Origin of the sequence: Olivibacter sp. EAT-5 (assembly GCF_044784325.1) — a bacterium.
Lineage (GTDB): Bacteria > Bacteroidota > Bacteroidia > Sphingobacteriales > Sphingobacteriaceae > Olivibacter > Olivibacter oleidegradans.
Map to the genome: position 1 here is coordinate 4,592,594 of NZ_CP173028.1, position 21,142 is coordinate 4,613,735.

Annotated in this window: 20 protein-coding genes and 1 tRNA gene; 9 read left to right on the forward strand and 12 right to left on the reverse strand. The window is 40.6% G+C overall.

From position 1 onward, the window contains the following. The first annotated feature begins 132 nt into the window (after positions 1–132). Positions 133–2,235 (forward strand): cation-translocating P-type ATPase, encoded by a 2,103-nt coding sequence (locus ACH11B_RS19070; RefSeq protein ID WP_130857728.1) that lies wholly within the window; start codon positions 133–135, stop codon positions 2,233–2,235. Positions 2,236–2,283: 48 nt separating this feature from the next. Here ACH11B_RS19070 and ACH11B_RS19075 read toward each other — a convergent pair whose 3' ends face one another. Beyond that, entirely contained in the window at positions 2,284–2,511 is a 228-nt protein-coding gene (locus ACH11B_RS19075) for a hypothetical protein (RefSeq protein ID WP_013666704.1), read from the reverse strand. Between the two features lie 79 nt (positions 2,512–2,590). Beyond that, positions 2,591–3,475: a fructosamine kinase family protein gene (locus ACH11B_RS19080; RefSeq protein ID WP_130857727.1), complete on the reverse strand. Its 885-nt coding sequence runs from the start codon at positions 3,473–3,475 to the stop codon at positions 2,591–2,593. A gap of 670 nt (positions 3,476–4,145) precedes the next feature. Here ACH11B_RS19080 and lepA point away from each other — a divergent pair. From lepA to ACH11B_RS19095, 3 genes are all read left to right on the forward strand, one after another. Continuing rightward, positions 4,146–5,933, forward strand: coding sequence for a translation elongation factor 4 (lepA, locus tag ACH11B_RS19085; protein ID WP_013666706.1), 1,788 nt, complete (start codon positions 4,146–4,148; stop codon positions 5,931–5,933). A 96-nt stretch (positions 5,934–6,029) separates the two neighbouring features. Then, positions 6,030–6,914, forward strand: coding sequence for a bifunctional 5,10-methylenetetrahydrofolate dehydrogenase/5,10-methenyltetrahydrofolate cyclohydrolase (locus ACH11B_RS19090; RefSeq protein WP_377608995.1), 885 nt, complete (start codon positions 6,030–6,032; stop codon positions 6,912–6,914). 228 nt (positions 6,915–7,142) lie between these two features. Beyond that, positions 7,143–7,535, forward strand: a complete 393-nt coding sequence (locus ACH11B_RS19095) for a hypothetical protein (protein ID WP_130857725.1) — start codon at positions 7,143–7,145, stop codon at positions 7,533–7,535. Between the two features lie 60 nt (positions 7,536–7,595). On the opposite strand, the gene ACH11B_RS19100 is transcribed toward ACH11B_RS19095, so the two are convergent. From ACH11B_RS19100 to ACH11B_RS19115, 4 genes are all read right to left on the reverse strand, one after another. After that, the gene (locus ACH11B_RS19100; protein ID WP_013666709.1) at positions 7,596–8,516 is read right to left on the reverse strand and encodes a hydroxypyruvate isomerase family protein; all 921 of its coding nucleotides are present in this window, start codon (positions 8,514–8,516) and stop codon (positions 7,596–7,598) included. A 111-nt stretch (positions 8,517–8,627) separates the two neighbouring features. Beyond that, complete coding sequence (locus tag ACH11B_RS19105; RefSeq protein WP_130857724.1) at positions 8,628–9,677, reverse strand: FAD:protein FMN transferase; 1,050 nt, start codon at positions 9,675–9,677, stop codon at positions 8,628–8,630. A 12-nt stretch (positions 9,678–9,689) separates the two neighbouring features. Continuing rightward, entirely contained in the window at positions 9,690–11,012 is a 1,323-nt protein-coding gene (locus tag ACH11B_RS19110; protein WP_013666711.1) for a Gfo/Idh/MocA family protein, read from the reverse strand. Between the two features lie 36 nt (positions 11,013–11,048). After that, a complete protein-coding gene (locus ACH11B_RS19115; protein WP_377608993.1) occupies positions 11,049–12,005 on the reverse strand; it encodes a formylglycine-generating enzyme family protein in 957 nt (318 codons plus the stop codon). Between the two features lie 203 nt (positions 12,006–12,208). On the opposite strand from ACH11B_RS19115, the gene ACH11B_RS19120 reads away from it, so the two are divergent. Next, a complete protein-coding gene (locus ACH11B_RS19120; protein ID WP_130857723.1) occupies positions 12,209–12,562 on the forward strand; it encodes a DUF488 domain-containing protein in 354 nt (117 codons plus the stop codon). 69 nt (positions 12,563–12,631) lie between these two features. Then, positions 12,632–12,705 (forward strand) — tRNA-Arg (locus ACH11B_RS19125). Positions 12,706–12,942: 237 nt separating this feature from the next. Here ACH11B_RS19125 and ACH11B_RS19130 read toward each other — a convergent pair. Together ACH11B_RS19130 and ACH11B_RS19135 are read right to left on the reverse strand one after the other, a co-directional pair. Further along, entirely contained in the window at positions 12,943–14,097 is a 1,155-nt protein-coding gene (locus ACH11B_RS19130) for an alginate lyase family protein (RefSeq protein ID WP_377608990.1), read from the reverse strand. Between the two features lie 311 nt (positions 14,098–14,408). Beyond that, the gene (locus tag ACH11B_RS19135) at positions 14,409–14,624 is read right to left on the reverse strand and encodes a DUF6965 family protein (RefSeq protein ID WP_013666768.1); all 216 of its coding nucleotides are present in this window, start codon (positions 14,622–14,624) and stop codon (positions 14,409–14,411) included. Between the two features lie 229 nt (positions 14,625–14,853). On the opposite strand from ACH11B_RS19135, the gene trpS reads away from it, so the two are divergent. From trpS to kdsB, 3 genes are all read left to right on the forward strand, one after another. Next, positions 14,854–15,849, forward strand: coding sequence for a tryptophan--tRNA ligase (gene trpS, locus ACH11B_RS19140; protein ID WP_013666769.1), 996 nt, complete (start codon positions 14,854–14,856; stop codon positions 15,847–15,849). Between the two features lie 71 nt (positions 15,850–15,920). Next, complete coding sequence (locus ACH11B_RS19145; protein WP_013666770.1) at positions 15,921–16,535, forward strand: deoxynucleoside kinase; 615 nt, start codon at positions 15,921–15,923, stop codon at positions 16,533–16,535. Positions 16,536–16,628: 93 nt separating this feature from the next. Further along, on the forward strand, positions 16,629–17,363 hold the full coding sequence (gene kdsB / locus ACH11B_RS19150; RefSeq protein WP_013666771.1) for a 3-deoxy-manno-octulosonate cytidylyltransferase: 735 nt from the start codon (positions 16,629–16,631) through the stop codon (positions 17,361–17,363). Between the two features lie 104 nt (positions 17,364–17,467). Here kdsB and ACH11B_RS19155 read toward each other — a convergent pair whose 3' ends face one another. From ACH11B_RS19155 to ACH11B_RS19170, 4 genes are all read right to left on the reverse strand, one after another. After that, the gene (locus ACH11B_RS19155) at positions 17,468–18,013 is read right to left on the reverse strand and encodes a cob(I)yrinic acid a,c-diamide adenosyltransferase (protein ID WP_041388404.1); all 546 of its coding nucleotides are present in this window, start codon (positions 18,011–18,013) and stop codon (positions 17,468–17,470) included. 111 nt (positions 18,014–18,124) lie between these two features. Then, positions 18,125–18,880 carry an ABC transporter ATP-binding protein gene (locus tag ACH11B_RS19160; protein ID WP_013666773.1) on the reverse strand — a complete coding sequence of 252 codons (756 nt, stop codon included), beginning with the start codon at positions 18,878–18,880 and terminating at the stop codon, positions 18,125–18,127. A gap of 50 nt (positions 18,881–18,930) precedes the next feature. After that, positions 18,931–19,668, reverse strand: coding sequence for a 1-acyl-sn-glycerol-3-phosphate acyltransferase (locus ACH11B_RS19165; RefSeq protein ID WP_013666774.1), 738 nt, complete (start codon positions 19,666–19,668; stop codon positions 18,931–18,933). Between the two features lie 21 nt (positions 19,669–19,689). Beyond that, entirely contained in the window at positions 19,690–20,952 is a 1,263-nt protein-coding gene (locus ACH11B_RS19170) for a DEAD/DEAH box helicase (protein WP_013666775.1), read from the reverse strand. Between the last annotated feature and the right edge of the window lie 190 nt (positions 20,953–21,142).

A 21,142-nucleotide genomic window follows, 5' to 3' on the forward strand; every position in this document is an offset into this window, starting at 1 on the left:
TTGTTCTCTCGATCTGCGGCAGATAGGAAGAGATCGGTAAATGCTAATTGCTTGTTTATGGCGGATATACCCGATCTCTCAATCTCACTACGTTAGGTTTGAGTTGGCATTAAGAAACATTAAGACAAAAAGATGCAAGGAGAAAATCAATTAGTCGAATTACACGTAACCGGCATGCATTGTAATAATTGTGCGCTCTCCGTACATAAAATGTTGGAGAAAAAAGGTTACCAAAACGTTTTCGTGAGTTTTGCAAATGAGGAAGTAAAATTTACAGCCGATAAGGGACTGAACGTAAATAATGTAATACAAGATATTGAAGGTTTAGGTTTCAAGGTGCAGCAGGAAGAACAGGGCTTTGTGAAAGAAGGTTTTTTAGGAAAAATAGAACATAAATTTATTTTTAGTCTATTGTTTACTTTGCCGCTTTTCCTGCACATGTTTTTACCTTTTCATTGGCTGCATAACCCCTATGTTCAATTGAGTTTATGTCTTCCTGTATTTGTTTTAGGATGTGCTTATTTTGGAAAAAGTGCTATTAATTCAATCAAGGCAGGTGTGCCCAATATGGATGTCCTGATATTTGTTGGCTCTACGTCGGCATTTATCTACAGTATAATAGGTACTTTGTTGGGCTTAGGGCCTAATTATATGTTCTACGAAACAACAGCTACCATTATTACGCTTGTACTTTTAGGAAATGTATTTGAAAAGCGATCGGTAACACAAACGACTTCGGCCGTCAAAGATCTGATGAAAATCCAGGTCGACAGCGCCGTCCGTATTGTAAACGGTCAAGCCGAACGCGTCGATATAAATCAATTAAAAATTGGTGATACCTTATTAGTCAATGAAGGCGACAAGATACCGACCGATGGTGATATTGTATGGGGAGACGCATCTGTGAACGAGTCGATGTTAACTGGCGAAAGCATTCCGGTTGAAAAGGGAAAATATGATGCGGTTATTGGTGGAACCATACTTGAACGAGGTAGCATTCGAATGCTGGTGACGAAAGTGGGTAACAAAACGGTGTTGGCACAAATCATTGATTTAATGAAAAGAGCACAGGCCGCAAAGCCACCCATACAACGCTTAGGTGATAAGGTGGCGGCGATTTTTGTACCGGTGGTAATTGGCATCGCATTATTAACGTTTGTCCTTGCATATTTTGCCTTTGATATAGGTTTCCGTCAAGCCCTATTAAATGCCATTGCTGTGATGGTAATCTCCTGTCCTTGTGCCATGGGGTTAGCCACACCAACCGCAGTGATGGTTGGCCTGGGAAGAAGTGCTAAACAAGGTGTGCTTATAAAGGGCGGTGATACGGTAGAAGAAATGACCAATTTAAAATATATGGTGTTCGACAAGACGGGGACATTAAGCACCGGCAAGTTCAAGATAAGGGACATAAAAAGCGAGCTGAGTGATATAGAGACCGCGACGCTGATCCATGGTTTAGAAAGCTATTCGAACCATCCGATCGCCAAGTCACTTGTTAATGCATTTGCCAACCGGGAAAAGAGAAAGATCGTTTTTACGCAGGTAAAGGAAGAAAAAGGATTAGGGATAAAAGCGATGGATAGTGAAGGGCACCGCTATCAAATTGGCTCAAAACAGCTTGTAGAAGATAGCAAGGAACTTGGCAACTATGATGTATTTTTATTGAGGGATGACGAGCTGGTTGTCAGAATCGCAATCGACGATGAAATTAAAGCAGGAGCAAAAGAGCTTGTACAGACTTTGAAGGGACAGCAGATAATACCGGTCATTTTAAGTGGTGACAGAAAAGAGAAATGCGACGCACTTGCGGCGTCGATAGGAATTACAGAAGTTTATGCCGAAAAGTTACCCCATGAAAAATTAGAATTGATTGAGTCATTAAAGCAAGGAGGTAAAGTAGCAATGGTTGGAGATGGTATTAACGATGGTCCGGCGCTTACAACAGCCGATGTAGGCGTCTCTTTAGGCGATGCAAGTCAGGTCGCCATCCAATCTGCCAAAGTAGTATTGTTGAACAACGATTTGCAATCGATCACGACTTTACTTAAGATAGGTAAGCATACGTTGCTTACGATCAAACAGAACCTTTTCTGGGCATTTTTTTATAATATTTTTGCAATCCCTTTGGCCGCATTTGGTTTTTTAAGTCCGATGTTAGCAGCACTAGCCATGGCTTGCTCGGATGTAGTGGTAATTGGTAATTCCATCCGATTGAAGTTTAAAAAGCTATAAGCGAATGCCAAATAAAAATGCCCCAGTGCTTCCACTGAGGCATTTTTATTAATTAAACATTCCTTTTACTTTATCGATGATACTATCCCCTCCCCCTTCACTATTTCCCAATAAGGATTGCATGTCGAAGTTGCCATTTAATAGGCCTTCAGCTTTGCCTTTTAATGCATCAGGTAAATTGTTGTTTACATAATCGAGCACAACTGAAGTTGCTTTTTGCGCTAATTCGGGGGAAAGACCTACTTTCTGAATCAGCTCGTTTACTAATTTTTCCATGCCTTTTGTTTTAATGTTGTCAATAGTTTTTTGAAAACATTTGAGGAGCTTATTTGTTTGCTCTCATTACATTATTTGGCTAGCTATATTTATCGATTATATGCGCTACCTGTTTCAGGTAACTTCCTCCGAAGACATTGGCATGGAACAATAGAATATAGAGATTCCATAAATCGATTCGTTTCTTCCAATCCTTCTCCAAGGGAAAAACTTCTTGATAAGCGTCATAGAAAACTTGATCGAATCCACCAAAAAGTTGCGTTAATGCAAGGTCCATTTCGCGATGTCCGTAATAAACTGCCGGATCGATCAGGAAAGGTACCCCTGCTTGATTGACCATATAATTTCCATTCCAAAGGTCTCCGTGTAATAAAGCGGGCGGTTCAGTGGGGAAAAGAGAAGGCAGTCGCTGGAAGAGTTGTTCGAATTTATGATGTAATATTTTGTCTATCAGCCCCTTTGACTCACTTCGTTCCAGTTGTTTTTTTAAACGCTCTTCAATGAAAAAATCTGACCAGGATATATGCGGTCGATTATATTGAGGTAATGAACCTAGGTAATTGTCGTATTCTAAACCAAAATAATCGTGGCTGTTTTTATGGACAAAAGCGAGCATGCGGCCTAGATTCGCTTGTGCGTTCTTACTATTATCGCCTTTTTCTATCCATGGCATAAGCAAAAAAGCATCCCTATTGAATTGCCCTGCTATCAGCAGCTCCGGTACTACGGCTCCGCCCACACGTTTTAGCAGCTTTAAGCCTTCCCGCTCCAATACAAATATATTCGGCAGGGTATCGGCATCATTGATTTTAATAAAAAAAGATTCCCGGTGCCCCTGGATTTGATAGCTTCGATGGATATCACCTCCGGATACCGGTAACATATGGAGGATTTGAAAGCTAGTGCCGATCAACTTACTTATGACTTCCTCTAAGTTTTTTATAAAATCAACCGATAAAAACATTTTTTGAACTTGTTGAATAAACCTATGGATAAATGTATGTAAAAAGGAGAAAATAAGGTAGGGGTTTTAAATTTTATGTGATTTTGATAGTTTTAAAAGAACGTTTATTTTAAATAATTTTTCATTTAATATAATGTTCTTTATCCTTGATGATAAAGAACCAAACAACCGAGAAGCTAGCTTCGAGCTCATGAATACCTTTTAAAACAAACACAAATGAATAATCAAGGCTCTGCAGGCTGCCTTGCACCTGATTGCAAAGCATTCATGGCGCGTATTGGAGCCGTTTCACTTCCTCAATCCGTTTGGATATTGCGATATGAACGATGGTGCACATGCTTTGCTGCTCGTTGCTTCGGTATCCTCCAATGCCGATTTTCCCCACGCACAGGGCTATATTTAGGGCTGAAGAAATGATACGTCTGGTTAAACGCATCATTCGTTGGCTTTGGAAAATGTCGCCTAGGAAATTTGCGGTCTGCACCTTGATGCACTACCGTTTGTAGCAAATTTCCAAGCGACGAGTTTTTGCGTCACTTTTTGCGGAAAAAAGTGACAAAGAAAAGGTTCTTTTTTGTAAGACACGGTTTTGCCGGAGAAAAAGTAAAAGAGATGGTAAATATTCTGGTTAATAATTTATCTTTGCCGTTTAATACGCATTATTGCCTACATGAAGCACATTCGCAATTTTTGTATCATTGCACATATCGATCACGGGAAGAGCACCTTGGCAGATCGTTTATTGGAGTACACCAATACCATCACACAGAGAGAGGCGCAGGCGCAGCTCTTGGACGATATGGATTTGGAACGTGAGCGTGGAATTACGATTAAGAGCCATGCCATCCAAATGAATTATAATTATGATGGACAGGACTATGTTCTTAACCTGATTGATACACCCGGGCACGTCGATTTTTCTTACGAAGTGTCCCGTTCGATTGCCGCCTGTGAAGGAGCTTTGCTGATTGTGGACGCTTCCCAAGGGATTCAGGCACAAACGATCTCCAACCTGTATTTGGCTTTGGAACACGATTTGGAAATCATTCCCATTCTGAATAAGATGGATTTACCGGGAGCAATGCCCGAGGAGGTAAAGGATCAGATTGTGGATTTGATCGGTGGAAAACGCGAAGATATTATTCCTGCGTCGGGAAAGACAGGGATGGGTGTTTCAGACATCCTTCGGGCAATTGTTGAGCGCGTACCGGCACCCGTAGGTGATCCGGATGGCCCCCTCCAAGCCTTAATTTTTGACTCCGTCTTTAACTCCTTTCGCGGAATTATGGCTTATTTTAAGGTAGAAAATGGGGAAATTAGAAAGAATGATAAGGTCAAATTTATCGCAACAGGTAAAGAATATACGGCCGATGAAATAGGAACGCTGAAACTCAACCAGGTGCCGAAAGACGTTATTCGTACGGGAGATGTAGGATATATTATCTCCGGTATAAAAGAGGCACGTGAAGTTAAAGTGGGTGATACAATTACCCATGTAAACCGTCCGAGCAAAGAGGCAATCAAAGGATTCGAAGAGGTTAAGCCCATGGTTTTTGCCGGAATTTATCCGGTAGATACGGAAGATTTCGAAGAGTTAAGAGAGAGCATGCACCGATTGCAGCTGAATGACGCTTCTCTCGTATTTGAACCCGAATCATCAGCTGCCCTTGGTTTCGGTTTCCGATGCGGTTTCTTGGGAATGCTCCATATGGAAATTATTCAGGAACGTTTGGAACGGGAGTTTGATATGACTGTTATCACAACGGTTCCAAACGTTTCCTACATTGCTCATACGACCAAAGATGGTGAGATAAAGGTAAACAACCCCTCTGATTTGCCTGATCCCAGTAAATTAGAATTTGTAGAAGAACCTTTTATCAAAGCTAATATCATTACCAAGTCGGAGTTTGTCGGACCTGTTATGTCACTCTGTATCCAAAAAAGAGGAGTTATTATTAACCAGAGTTATTTAACTGCCGATCGTGTAGAATTGGTATTTGAAATGCCAATGGGTGAGATTGTATTTGATTTCTACGATAAACTGAAAACCATTTCGAAAGGGTATGCCTCATTTGACTACCATCAAATTGGCTATAGGCAATCGGATTTGGTTAAATTAGACATTCGATTAAACGGAGAACCGGTAGATGCGCTCTCTTCGCTTATTCACCGAAGCAATGCCTACGAGTTCGGAAAAAAGATTTGTGAGAAATTGAAAGAGCTTTTACCAAGGCAGCAATTTGAGATTGCCATCCAAGCGTCTATAGGAGCTAAGGTTATCGCGCGGGAGAATGTACGTGCCTTGCGAAAAGATGTAACGGCTAAATGTTACGGAGGGGATATTTCACGTAAGCGCAAGCTGTTGGAAAAGCAGAAAAAAGGTAAGAAAAGAATGCGCCAGGTTGGAAATGTGGAAATTCCTCAATCGGCCTTTATGGCGGTGTTGAAATTAGATTAATCTTTGGTTATTTGTTGTTCGTTATGAGTTATTAGCTGTGTAATTAACTGCATTATAACCAATAACGAATAACCGATAACTTATAACTAATAAGAAATGCAATTACTAGACGGTAAACTTGTATCTGAGAAGATTAAACAGGATATTGCTCGGGAAGCGGCAGAGTTTTTGACTTCAAACGGTCGGAAACCGCATTTGGTGGCGATTTTAGTAGGCCATGACGGTGGTAGTGAAACTTACGTAGCCAGTAAGATGAGAAATTGCCAGCAAGTTGGTTTCGAATCCACTAATATTCGCTATGAAGATGATATTACACAAGAGGAACTCATTAAGAAAATAAAAGAGCTCAACCAAGATGATGCGGTTGATGGTATTATTGTGCAACTTCCTTTACCGAAGCATATTGATCCGGAAGTGGTGACCGAAGCTATCGATCACCGTAAGGATGTGGATGGCTTCCATCCGGTTAATTTAGGAAGGATGCAGCGGAACCTTCCCTGTTTCATTCCTGCTACTCCCTACGGCATTATGCTTATGTTAGACCATTACGGCATTCAAACTGCGGGTATGCATGCGGTAGTTGTAGGAAGAAGCAATATTGTTGGGAGTCCGATGAGCATTCTATTGGCACGTAACGCACAGCCCGGCAATTGTACCGTGACATTGACACATAGCCGTACTAAGAATTTAAAAGAAGAAATTTTACGTGCTGACTTAATTGTCGCCGCTATCGGTAAAAAGAATTTTGTTACAGCAGATATGGTGAAAGAAGGTGCTATCATCATTGATGTGGGAATCAATCGGGAAATAAGCACGTTGACAAAATCCGGCTATAAACTGTTTGGAGATGTCGATTTTGAGCGGGTTGCGTCTAAGGCTTCTTATATCACACCCGTACCCGGAGGTGTTGGCTTAATGACGATTATTGGATTGTTGAAAAATACACTTGCAGCAGCTAAGAAAGAGGTTTATCGTTATTAGTTGTTCGTATTAGCTATTAGTTATTAGTTGTTGGTTATTAGTGATCGGTTGATCGTCGTTACGAAAAAAACTGTAGAAAAAATAGGCCCATTTAACAACTCGACTATTTGACAACCAACCATAACAACTCGACTATTTGACAACTAATATTAGTAGTAACGGGTTCTACAAACAATCTGGCATTTTTATTGTTATGTCTGAAAATGTAAACAAAAACAATTTATTCAAATGAAAAAATTAAGTTTATTAGCTGTCTTGGCGTTGGCATTTACATTCGCGGCCTGCAATAATTCCTCCAATAGTGGTGAAGGTACTTCGGATACGATTGTTGCCGATACAACTACACTTGGCGAGCACATAGATCAGGGCATTGACAGTATGAAAGAAGCTGGAGAAGAAGCAAAAAGCGATATTAATGCTGCTGCAGATGAGGCAAAGGCGGATGCTAAGACGACCGGAGAAAATATTAAAAACGACCTGAACGCTGCGAAGGAAGATGTAGGTGACGCTGCTAAAGCTGCCGGAACGGATATTAAGAATGCAGCAAACAAAGTAGCCGACAAGACGAAGGAAGGTTATAATAATATCAAAGAAAGCCTGAAAAAAGATAGTACAAAGTAATAATCGGTATTTTACATTTATAACCAATCTATGGGGCACTGAATCAGTGCCCCATTTTATTTACATAAACGCGTCAACTTCGCGATAGGCTTCAATTAACCGTTGTTCGCCGTCCTTGCCGCTGCCGGAGACACCATGTTCCATTCCGACAACACCTTTATAACCCTTCTCGTAAAGGTATTTGAATATGTTTTTATAGTTGATTTCGCCCGTGGTTGGCTCTTTTCTGCCGGGGTTATCTCCCGTTTGTATATAAGCAATTTCGCTCCAGGTGCGTTCCATGTTCGCTATTAAATCGCCTTCATTCCGTTGCATGTGATATATATCATACAGTATTTTACAAGATGGGCTATTTACCGCACGACAAATAAGATAGGTTTGGTTGGAAGTACGCAAAAATAAGTCGGGTGTATCGCTCAAGGGTTCCAGCACCATGACGATGCCATGCGGTTCAAGTATTTCTGCGCCCTTCCGTAGCGCGTCGATAACGTGTGCTGTTTGCATATCCAGTGATAGATTTCTTGCAAAATCGCCCGGCACAACAGTAGTAAACTTGCCGCCGCATCTTTTTGATATCTCCACCGCTTCATGACAACCCTTTAAGAAGATGTCGATGTGGTCTTTTTTTCCTGCAGCCAAGGTGTTTGCACCGTTTCCGCCCTTATTTAAGACGAATACTCCCATTGCCATGCCCAACTTTGCTAATAAATTACCTATTTTTTCCTGTTCCTGCGGCGATCTACCCGACATACCATTGTCTTCAATACCCCGAAAGCCTTGATCGTACATAAACTGAATCTGATCTAAAAAATTATTGCCTGCCAGATTCTTAAACATACCATCGTGTGGTCCATAATTTAGATTGAAGGTTTTTGCGGCTTTGTTAACCGTTTGCGTGGACGCGTTGCTTGTTAGCGAACTACCGGCAACCAGTGCGCCTGTAGCCATTAATCCTTTCTGTAAAAATTCGCTTCTTTTCATCTTTTTTGTATCAAGTATCGGGTATCAGGTATCAAGCATGATGTCCTTCTCCCTTGTTTTGTTCTTAGATCTTTTTCCTATGTCTATAGTTAATCCTGTGTCTTATGTCTTCTATCTATATCCTTTATCTTCCTCTACCAAAAATTGCTTAAATCCATTGGTCATGGTGTCCCGCACATTTCCTTGCTGATCATGATAAATAATATACGCCTCAAGTGAAGGGCGTTTTGTTACAAAATTAAGAGCATCTGTTAAACTCATCGCCATTACCGCATTATCATAGCCATCAGCGGTTATTGCATCCTCTGCATAAAGCGTAACACTTATTAGTTCGTTATCCAGCGGAAAGCCCGTACGCGGATCAATAAGATGCGAAATTTTTTTGGATCCGTTTTGTTTGAACTTTCGATAGTTCCCCGAGGTGGTGATGGCGCCTTGACTTAGTGCTACGACATGTCGAATAATCGGTTCATCGTTATTTTCGGCAGGACCTTCGATGCCAATTTTCATAGCACTACCATCTTTCTTTTTGCCATGAATACGCAGTTCTCCCCCTATTTCGACAATAAATGATTTTATTCCTTTTTCTACCAGATAATTTGCCACTTTGTCGACACTATATCCTTGGGCAATGCCATTCACATCTATCTTAACACAGGGCCTTGCCTTATGGAGGAAATTTCCTTTCAATTTTAATTTAGTATAACCAATGCACTTTTTAATAGCGGCAATTTCCAAGCTATCGGGGTAATGCGTTATTGCCTCATGGCCAAAACCCCAGGCTTCTACTAGCGGGCCTACGGTAACGTCAAATAAACCCTCGGTTTCCTGAGCTATTTGTAGTGATTTTTCGATAACCTTGCGAAAATCAGCGTCAATGGATATCCCTTTTTCACTGTTGTTAAATTGGCTAATCAGCGAGTAAGGTTTGTAGATCGACATGGAGCTATCAATGCCTGCCAGTAGGCTATCAATACTTTCTTTTCGAATACTAGGTAAAGGACTGTAGTACGTGATTTGATAGCTAGTACCTTGAGCATAGCCCGTTATCCGATGTTTATCTTCTTCGAGGGAAGGTTCGGAGAAAGAGCAAAACAAGCATAGCATAAACAGGGAAAAAGAAAGCTTTTGCCAAGTATTAGTCGTGCTTGTTTTGCTCATAAGATGCCTATGTTATGCTTTTTCCCAGTGAAATAACCCCGGTTGAGCTACAGGATAAAGGCCATTTTCATCTGGTAATATTTTTGGCTTAGCATCCCAAGCTAGCGTTTCGGGCATGAGGGAATTGTTGGCGTTTAATGCATCGTCCCATTTTATTACTTGACCGGAATAAGTAGCATAACGCCCAATAATGCCGGTAAGGGTGCTTTTAGCGCCATATTCCGCATCCCAATGCTTATACTCCCCTTTACTGATCGTTTCGAACAACTCATCGTGTTCTGTTTGATAGGGATTTGCCTGGCCTTTTGTTGGGTGATTAAACAATAAGTTGCCTTGATGATCCCACAGTTTACCTGTGTTTCCCGCTGATAAATAGGCCTTTCCTTTCGTACCAAAGAAAGTTTCATCTACTCGGTTCTGCGTTCCTTCGAAATGCCGGCATTGACTGTAAATAACCGAACCATCAGCATAAGTAAGTTCAATCGAATGATTATCATAAATTTCACCGTATTCTTTTCCGGTACGCCAAGCCCGGCTTCCTGTACCCTGAATAGATACAGGATAAGAACCTTTAACCCAGTTCGCAATATCGATATTGTGAACATGCTGTTCTACTATATGATCGCCGCAGAGCCAGTTAAAATAAAACCAGTTACGCATTTGATATTCCATTTCAGTTTGTTCCGGCTTGCGCGGTCGTACCCACACCCCTCCACTATTCCAGTAAACCTGGCCGCCTACAATGTCGCCTATTTCACCGGCATGTATACGTTTAATTGCCTCTCTATAATTTTTTTGATAGCGGCGTTGTAGACCGACAACGACATTTAGTTTTTTCTTCTTTGCTTCTTCAGCAGCTGCCAGTACTTTCCTCACACCAGGTGCGTCGACGGCTACCGGTTTTTCCATAAATACGTGTTTTCCCTGTCTGATGGCTTCTTCGAAATGAGTCGGCCTAAAGCCAGGTGAAGTAGCAAGGATAACAACATCCGCCAAGGCAATGGCCTTAGCATATGCATCAAAACCGACGAATTTATGATCTTCCGGTACATTGACCTTTTCTTTGAACTTTTCTGAAAGATCTTTGAAACTGTTATCCAGTTGATCCCTAAATGCATCGGCCATAGCGACAAGTTGAATGTTGAATTTGGTTGAAAGTGCCTGAGAGGCTGCTCCTGTGCCTCGTCCTCCACATCCAACCAACGCAATCTTAATGGTATCATTTACGGAAGAATGTCCCATGAAGGGAATGCTACTTAACATCGTGCTGCCGGCAATGACTGCGGAGGTTTTTAAGAAATCCCGGCGCTGTTGATGAAGATTTAATTTATTCATTTCGGTTTATTGTTTGTTATTATATCTGTTAATTGATTATTTATCTGGTATAGGCGCTTGGTTGTAGTAAGCTTCAATTTCGGCTTTAGCAGGCTGGACAGCGGGTCGTACCAAGCGAAAACCGACAAAAGGTGCTTCCGGAAACCACCAATTGCTTTTTGGTATCTGTGGATCCAATTGTTTCCAGGCCGGATCGGAAGCAAAGCGAGCTGCCGAGCGCAATGCAGCCGCTTCGTCGTCGTAGGCGCCGCCACGTACGCTGTGGGGATATAACTTAGTTGGTTTATTTACCGGGTTTTTAGCCGGTGACGACGCATAGAACTGCTCATCATATTGATCGTAGGTCCATTCCGATACATTGCCATGCATATCATATAATCCCCATGCATTTGGCTTCTTCTCTCCTACCTTATGTGTCGTTCCATTGCTGTTGTCCGTAAACCATGCATATTCGCTCAGCTTGCTCGCGTCATCTCCAAAAGTATAGCTTCCTGTACTACCGGCCCTGCAAGCATACTCCCACTCTGCTTCAGTAGGTAGTCGATAGAATACCCCGGTTCGTTCATAGAGCCATTTACAAAATTGTATGGCATTATAGTGGGTCATGGCGATTGCCGGATGTCCCTCTTTACCCATGCCAAAAGTCATGTCTAAGTAAGGTTTTGTAGGACGGGTAACGGCATCTACCTTGGCCGGAACTTTTCCATCTATGCTTTGGGTCACTTCGTAATCCTTATAAAGGAAAGGTTCGAAAAGATCCCAAGTAACCTCGTAAACACCTATCCAAAAGGCATCTAAGGATACTTCGTGAACAGGCTTTTCATCAGGATTTCCATTTTCGCTTCCCATTTTAAAACCTCCTTTCGGAATGGCCTTCATCGGAAAGCTAAGTTTGGTTCCGTTGATGGCTTGCGTATAGTCTGCTACTTCTTGGGCGGAAAGAGTGAAACTTGTGAATGTTAGAATGGATAAAATGGCAAGTTTTCTATTCATTTGTTGTTTTAATTGGCTCTGCTTAATTAGTTTTGCATTGATTAGTCCACTAAATAAGTCATATTTTGGAAGATATACAAGAGTTATATGAAATAATTGTGTATGCTGAACACTTTCGGTTACATGCAATCGGTTGTGTAGGTTAGGTTCAACACAATGCGACCGAATAACTGTTAATAAGTTGATTCGAAAATATAAAGGATATGCCCAGCTTTAAAATAAAACGCATTTATGATGAACCCGATAAATCGGATGGTTATCGGATTTTGGTTGATCGGCTATGGCCACGAGGTATTAAAAAAGAACGTGCGCAAATTGATGAATGGTTGAAAAATTTAGCACCTTCAACGGACTTGAGGAAACGTTATCATCAAGATGCGGAAAGTTGGGATGAATTTAAAAGAGATTATTATCGAGAGATCAGTGGCAATAGTGAATCAAAAGAAATCATTAACGAGTTAAAGAAGCATGAAGTGATTACCTTGCTTTATGCTGCTCATAATAAAGAACATAACAATGCAAAAGCCTTAAAGGAATATTTAGAGGCCTATTTTTGAAAAAATATTTGTCTAAAATGTGTAGGAAATAAAAGATTTTATTAGCTTTGCATCGCTTTTAGGGAGCATGCCTCGGTAGCTCAGTTGGATAGAGCAACGGTTTTCTAAACCGTGGGTCAGGGGTTCGAATCCCTTCCGGGGTACATAAGGTCTCAGTGAAAACTGAGACTTTTGTCATTTAAAAGGGATGCGAACAGAAGGGTCGGTCGGGTTCGAACACTTTCTCGGCGGGTCGAGTGCGGGCCAACAGGGACGCCGACAATCCCTTCCGGGGTACATAAGGTCTCAGTGAAAACTGAGACTTTTTTCATTTAGCAGGGATGCGGACAGAAAGATTATAGACTACACACCGCCTGAAGTTGGAGATTTTCGTCTATGTGTTATTTCCTGAAAACTAAAAGATTTGCCCGATTTTCTTTCGCTACCCCCTCACTTAATTTCCTTAATAAATGCAGCAGCGATGCATCTTTATACACGTGATAATAAGATAATAGCGCGCTGTATAGATCATAAGGATAATAGACGGAAAAATGACCGCCATCATCAACATCCAGGCTAATAGCTTTATCGGTAATTTGTTTAAACGGCCATATCGAACCAGGCTCGACAAAGCCTGCAAGGTATTTAATGGATTCTAATATATTTTTAGAATTTCCATTGTCCGTATTGTAATGCCATAAGTCAATGCCAACTTTACTACCGACCTTTGCCAAGGTTATCAACGCATGCACATTATACAAACTGTAATCGTAGGATTTAGTGCGGTTCAGTTCGTATATCTGCCGACCCATTGAATCGATCTGGGTGTCAAAAAACTTTTTGCTATCGCTAACTATTTTTGTCGCTAGTTGGTTATCGCCGGTATATAAAGCATAATAAGCCGTTTGGGCAGCATACCAAGTTCCGTGATTGTTTTTCTTCTTCCCTTCCTCTTTTCCAATTTCACTGGTTAACAGCCAATTCAAAAAGGTATTGAACCATACTTTCAGTTCCCTTCTTTCTGCTTCTTGGAACACATCAGCTCCTTGAAGCATCTCTTGAGCATCAATCACCAGTATGAACCATCTCGAATCAATAATGCCTGTGGGCGTGCCCACTTCTACACCTGGTTTACACTGACCAAAATTCAAGTTGGGATTCATTTTGGTTTTAGGATTTAAGAACCACGTCCTAATCAATTCAGCGGATTTTTGTGCATATCTTTTATCTTTTGTAAAATGATAAGCAAGTGCCAATGTATGAACTGAGACCGACATTTTGCGAAGCAATGGTTTATCAGACACTTTTTCGGTTTCGGGGTTTGTCTCTCCATCTTTGGTGATATACGATAAACTATCTTTAGCGTTCGGATTAGGCCAACTGTACGGCGACCAACTGTAATAATCATGTATATCTTTACTGGCTGGCATGGGTGGATTATCTGTCACCGACAAGGCCTGAACTTTTAGCGTCAGATCCGCATCCGCTATGAGCCGCTTTAAAGAGGCCACCTTCGATTGTTCAAGTGCCTCGTCTGCTATTTTTTTAATATTCATAACCTCCTGGCTAAAAGCAGGGATATGGCAGAGGATGCAAAGAGTGTATATTAGTAATTTTCTAAGTAGATACATTGCGCTCTTTAAAGGTAATTCCTATTTCTTCGTCTACCATAGGGAGATGGCATACAGCAAACAGTGTTGTCAAATTCGAATAATTGACCAAGGAGCTTTACCCTTGGTCATCTTACGGATGTAGTTCACCGTATGATTTCTTGTCAGAATAAAACGAAAGAAGGTAATTATTGCTAATATATATAATCTTTTATTGCCCTCCAAAGAAGTAATAATCGGCCAAAAAACCGATAGTGCTAATTATCGGCTTTTTGGCCGATTATATGATTGTAAAATTCCAACAAGTGCCAGTAATCAGGACAGTTTTGGTAATTGCCCTTGTAAACACTAATAGCAGTATAGCAAGCTTCTAAAAATTTTTTTGTATTAATAACCTTCGCCCACGGTTTCCATTCTACTTCAAAGGGTGGCGGATTGCTGTCAAAATATTCTTTAAGCTCTTGCGGTGTCATAAGGGATCTTCAAAAAACAGCCAAAAGTAGTAAAAATATTCACCTTCTCTCCTTTTACGAAGAAATCGAAGAAAATTAAATGGATTTTTCTGCATAACGAGTTCCCTTTAAACGGTATTAGTCCCCGTTAATTTGCAATGAAAACTTCGATTTCGACAAGTCAGATCTCAATGGATGGTTTTACTTTTATAGATAAAATATAGGAAGAATTCTTTATTTTCGCCCCTATATGGAAACAGTTGTCAGTGGAATCCGGAGCACCGGAAAATTACACTTAGGAAATTACTATGGCGCAATTAAGAACTTTATCAAAATGCAGGAAGAATACAACTGCTTTTTCTTTATTGCTGATTTACACTCATTAACAACCCATCCTACTCCCGATAACTTACATGGCAATGTGAAACAGGTTGTTGTAGAATATTTGGCAGCGGGTATCGATCCTGAGAAGGCCACCATTTATGTTCAGTCGGACGTACCGGAAGTTATTGAATTATATCTCTATTTAAATATGAACGCGTACTTGGGTGAATTGGAACGAGCTACCTCTTTCAAGGATAAAGTGCGCGCCAATCCGGATAACGTTAATGCGGGATTACTCACCTATCCTGTCTTGATGGCGGCCGACATTCTATTGCATAAAGCCACCAAGGTACCGGTTGGAAAGGATCAGGAACAGCATTTGGAAATGACGCGTACCTTTGGGAATCGTTTTAACAGAATGTACAAGCATGATTATTTTCCGGAGGCTTTTGCTTTTAGCTATAGTCATAATTTGGTGAAAATACCCGGTTTGGATGGTAAAGGAAAAATGGGTAAATCAGAAGGAGATGCTAATTGCATCTATTTATCAGATAAGCCGGAGGCGATTCGTAAGAAAGTCATGCGTGCCGTCACCGATAGCGGTCCAACGGAGGAAAATCAAGTAAAGCCCGTAGAAATACAGAATTTATTTGACTTAATGAAAGTTGTTTCATCTGCTGATACAGTTGCGCATTTTGACGACCTCTATAACAAATGCCAGATACGATACGGAGATTTTAAGAAACAGTTGGCAGAAGACATGGTAATAGCTACGGAACCCATGCGCTCACGAATTGAAGAGATAGAAGCTGATACAGCGTATATTCGAAGAGTTGTCGCTATGGGTGCGGAAAAAGCGAGGGAAAGTGCTAAAAGAACCATCAAGGATGTAAGGGAAATCATTGGATTTAAAGAGTTTTAAGAAGACAAGAGCATAAAGAGGTTGGTAGATAAAGCAACGAATAACAAATAACTTGTAACGAATAACAAAAAATGCATATAGCGATTGTAGGAAATATAGGCGCAGGCAAAACAACTTTGACCGGTTTGTTAGCTAAACACTTGGGTTGGGAGCCGCAATTTGAAGAGGTCGAAGACAACCCTTATCTAGAGGATTTTTATAGTGACATGAAACGCTGGTCTTTTAATCTTCAAATCTTTTTTCTCAATAGTCGCTTTCGCCATATTGTTGAACTGCAAAAAAGAAACGCTAACATTATTCAAGACCGTACTATTTATGAAGATGCTTATATTTTTGCCGAGAACTTGCATGACATGGGATTAATGACCACGCGCGATTTTCAAAACTATAGTAATATATTCGAGAGTATCGTTTCTTTTATTAAGGCTCCTGATTTATTGATTTACCTAAAGGCTTCAGTCCCCACCTTAGTTGATAATATACAGCTTAGGGGTCGTGACTATGAAGCAGGCATTCGCTTGGATTACCTTTCTAAGCTGAATGACAAATACCAAAAATGGATCAGTGGTTATAAGGAAGGCAAGCTGCTTATTCTGGATAAGGATAAGTTGGATTTTGCGAATAATCCGGAGGATCTTGGTTTTGTTATCCAGGAAATTGAAAAGAATCTCAATGGATTGTTCTAACAGATGCAAGATATAAAGACATAAGATGCAAGACAATGAATGTTTGTGCATCGAGTCTGGTTACTTTTATCTTACTACTTGATACTATAGAAAATGAACATTATAGGTATTATTCCCGCGCGTTATGCGTCGACACGGTTTCCAGGCAAGCCATTAATAGATATTAACGGAAAAAGTATGATCCGGCGGGTCTATGAACAGGCGCTTAAGGCTTCTTCCCTCAAACGTGTGGTGGTAGCAACGGATGACGAGCGGATCGCTCATCATGTGCAAAACTTCGGCGGTAATGTAATCTTAACGGCAAGTTCGCACCAAAGCGGAACGGATCGTTGTGCAGAAGTGATTGCTAAAGAGAATTCTTTCGATATTGCTATTAATATACAGGGAGACGAGCCTTATATAGATCCCGCCCAAATCGATTTGCTGGCGAGCTGTTTTGAAGATAAGGAGACGCAGATTGCGACACTTGTGAAGGAAATAAGAGACCATGAGGAGCTGTTTAATAATAACAGCCCTAAAGTGTTGCTAAATATGGATCGAGAAGCGATCTATTTTAGTCGCGCGACCTTACCCTTTTTAAGAGGAGTTCCGACAGAAAAATGGCTTGATCATCATAAATTCTATAAGCATATTGGTATTTATGGATACCGTTGCGAAATATTAAAGCTTTTAACGGCACTTCCGATTTCGAGTCTGGAAAAGGCGGAATCCTTGGAGCAGTTACGCTGGATAGAAAATGGTTATCGTATTAAAACAGCGGAAACGCTGGTCGAAACAGTAGCTATTGACGAACCGAAGGATCTGCATAAAGTTAAACAATTAAAATAACGAAGGAATCCAGTGTATTAAACTATAAATAACGATCTACTACCCTAACCCGTAACCTTGGCTGTAATAGGAAATCTAAATCCGAATCAGATCAATTTAAAGTGCTAACGAGGATTCCAGATTACTTCTTGCGTATTGCTGTCTTTGGCAATTTTCCTTGCTAAAACAAAAAGATAGTCGCTTAGACGATTAAGATAGATAATAATACTTCCCGATACTTCAGATGAAGCGGCTAAATGAACAACAATACGTTCTGCTCTCCGGCAAATACAGCGCGCAACGTGTACATGTGAGACGACGGTATTGCCTCCGGGAAGTATAAAGTTCTTTAATGGTTTAAGTTCATGGTCCATGCGGTCAATCGCCCTTTCCAAAAATTTAACATCATCATTCGCAATATTGTATAGTTTCATTTTTGATTTTTCAGGATCCGCAGCGAGTAAAGCTCCAATTGCAAAAAGCAAGTACTGTATTTCTAATAGTTCATCTTTCAAGTCGTTACTTATTTCATAGCTCCGAATTAGGCCAATGTAAGCGTTCAGTTCGTCTATCGTACCATAACATTCCACTCTCAAGTGATGTTTTGGTACCCTGGTACCTCCTATCAGGGAGGTCAATCCAGTATCTCCGGTTTTTGTGTATATTTTCACTTTACGTTGGTTAAGTTCATTGTTTTGATGATCATACATTGCGCGTGCCTGAAAACTCCAAGTAGACTTACTTAGAGGAGACGGGCGTATTAAAATAAGCAATGCAATCGGTTAGATTCCTTCGAAATCAGAGCCCTTTTCCTTTAGTGCTGCTAAGCGAGGAGATACGTTCTTAATTTCGGGATTTGGATAATCATCTTCTATCAGACCATCTCTCATACGGACAATACGATGGGCGTGTTGCGCGATATCTTCCTCGTGGGTTACCAAGACAATGGTATTACCTTTAGAGTGAATTTCTTCCAATAAGCCCATAATTTCAACGGAAGTCTTTGTGTCGAGATTTCCAGTCGGTTCGTCTGCGAGAATAATGGAAGGATCATTTATCAAAGCACGGGCAATCGCTACACGTTGCCTTTGTCCGCCCGACAATTCGTTAGGTTTATGATCCACACGGTTTCCCAAATTTACACTTTCTAACGCTTTCTGAGCTTTTTCAATTCTTTCTGTTTTACTTAGGCCAGCGTATATTAAAGGAAGTGCAACATTGTCCAATGAGGTAGAACGGGGCAGCAGATTGAACGTCTGAAAAACAAATCCAATTTCTTTATTGCGTACTTCTGCCAGTTCATCGTCTGTCATATCACTTACTTTTATACCATTTAAGACATATTCGCCCCTTGTGGGCGTGTCCAAGCAGCCTAAGATATTCATCAAAGTAGATTTGCCTGAGCCTGAAGGGCCCATGAGCGCAACAAATTCGCCCTTATTAATTTGAAGGGTTACGGATTTTAGTGCGTGAATGGTCTCGGCTCCAATGACATATTTTCTTCCTATTTCTTTGATATCTATGAGCGGTGATGACATAAATTGTTAATGATATATAGATGAGACTTCGAAAGCATTCTTTTGTTACACTAAATATCGGAATTTAAGTGGGCCTTAAATAAGGCGTGTGTATGATCTCTAAGTGCGTCAGTATCATCAACGCCAAAATCCTGCGTTTCTATTGGTTTCAGTACTTCTATCAAACAACGACCGGGCCGGCTACCCGTAGCTCCTTCATCCCATAGAAGTTTCCATAGATTATGAATAACTATTGGAAGTACAGCAACTTGATTTTCGATGGCCAACCTAAAAGGCCCGTTTTTAAATGGCTGTAAGACGGGGGGATAGGTGTCGTCTATTTTCCCTTCGGGAAAAATGATAATGCTTTTACCTTCTGCTAATTTTTGTTGAGCTGCTTTAAAAGCTCTGTAGGAAGATATCTTACTATTTCTATCAACCGGAATATCAATCGTCTTGAAAAACATACGAGTGATCGGGTTCTCTAGCAGTTCTGCCTTTCCCATAAATAGAATATCCTGCTTGCAGAGGATTGCTAACGCCGAAATATCCAGAATGGAAGTATGATTTGAACAAATAATATATGGGCGGCTCCAATCCATATTTTCGGATATTTTGATCCTAAAATAGAATCCGCTTAGAAACGTACTTAGCCAGGCGATTTGTTTACGAATACGGCCTATCAAGGAGAAATTTTTTTGCTGATTTTTTGCCGCTGCCCATAAAACCGGATAAAACAGCACAAAAAAAAAGACAACCCAAAAAATATAAATTCCTAAATGTATTTTTTTTAATAACCTTTTAAACATAAACCGTATAAGGCCAAGATTTTAAGATGCTTTAGAATCTTCATTATCGCCTCCGACTGCTGTACGCTTATTTCGAAATTTATCGTTTCTCTTTTTGAAATTTGATCGTTTCTTTTTCCTTTTTTTGTTCTGGATAGGAATAATCTGTGGTCCTTCTCCGATAAATTCAGGAAGCTGAACTTCTTCGATTGTCCTGTCCATCATTTTTTCAATAGACAATAACTTTCTGAAGTCTCTGTTATTAACAAAAGTAATAGCCGTTCCTGTTCGCTCTGCTCTGGCCGTTCGACCTATGCGATGAATATAGTCTTCCGGATCACCCGGCACATCGTAATTAACGACCAAATCGATTCCCTCGATATCAATTCCTCGTGAAAGCACATCGGTGCCCACCAATATATTTAATTTTCGGTTTTTAAAATCAAGTAAAATTTGTTCGCGTTCGTCTTGCTGCAAGTCTGAGTGAAAAGACCGGACCTTCAGGTCATTTTTAAATAACTCTTTTTCTAGAAGCTTTACATTTTCTTTCGTGCTACAGAAAATAATAATACTATAAAAACTATCGGTAGATAAAATATGCTTTAGAAGCGTTACTTTCTGTTCATCGAAGGTTCTGTAATATTGTTGTTTTATTTTTTCGGCAGGTTGAGAAATGGCTATATTAACTTGTTGCGGATTTTTCAGTAAGGCCTTTGCGAATAAGCGTATCTTCTGTGGCATGGTTGCTGAAAATAGCAACGTTTGTCTTTGTTCCGGCAGTTGCCTCACAATCCTTAATATGTCGTCCTTGAAACCCATGTCCAGCATACGATCCGCTTCGTCCAAAATCAAGAAGTCTATTTTTTCCAACCGAACAGTGCTCGATGACATATGAGCTATAAGTCGCCCGGGGGTAGCAATAACGATATCTACCCCTTCTTTTAATGAGCGCCGTTGCTGTTCATAACCAACACCATCTCCTCCACCGTATACGGCAATTGATGTTATTCCCGTAAAATAAGCCAGGCCTTGAATCTGCTGATCAATTTGTAAAGCCAACTCACGCGTCGGCGCTAAAATGAGCGCACTTATTGATGGCCGATCGTCATTTTTGCAAATGGCATCCATTAAAGGTAATAAATAAGACGCCGTTTTTCCGGTGCCGGTTTGTGCGCAGGCTATAAGATCATGTTTCTCCGCGATGACAGGTATTGCTTGCTGTTGGATGGGGGTGGGTATCTTGAAACCCATACTCATGAGCCCCTCTAAAAGCCTGTCATCAAAATTAAATTCACTAAAATCCAAAATGTATCGTTTTGATTATGACCGTAAAAATAGTAAATTATTTTGATAAGCTATTGGCTTTAGGTATTAGGCCATAGGTTATAAGCTATAAGCTTTAAGCTTGTGCCACCGCAACTGCCACTTTTTAGCTATCGGCAACCAGCTTTATATTAAGCCTCAAGTTATAAGCAGTAAGCTTAAACGTATACAA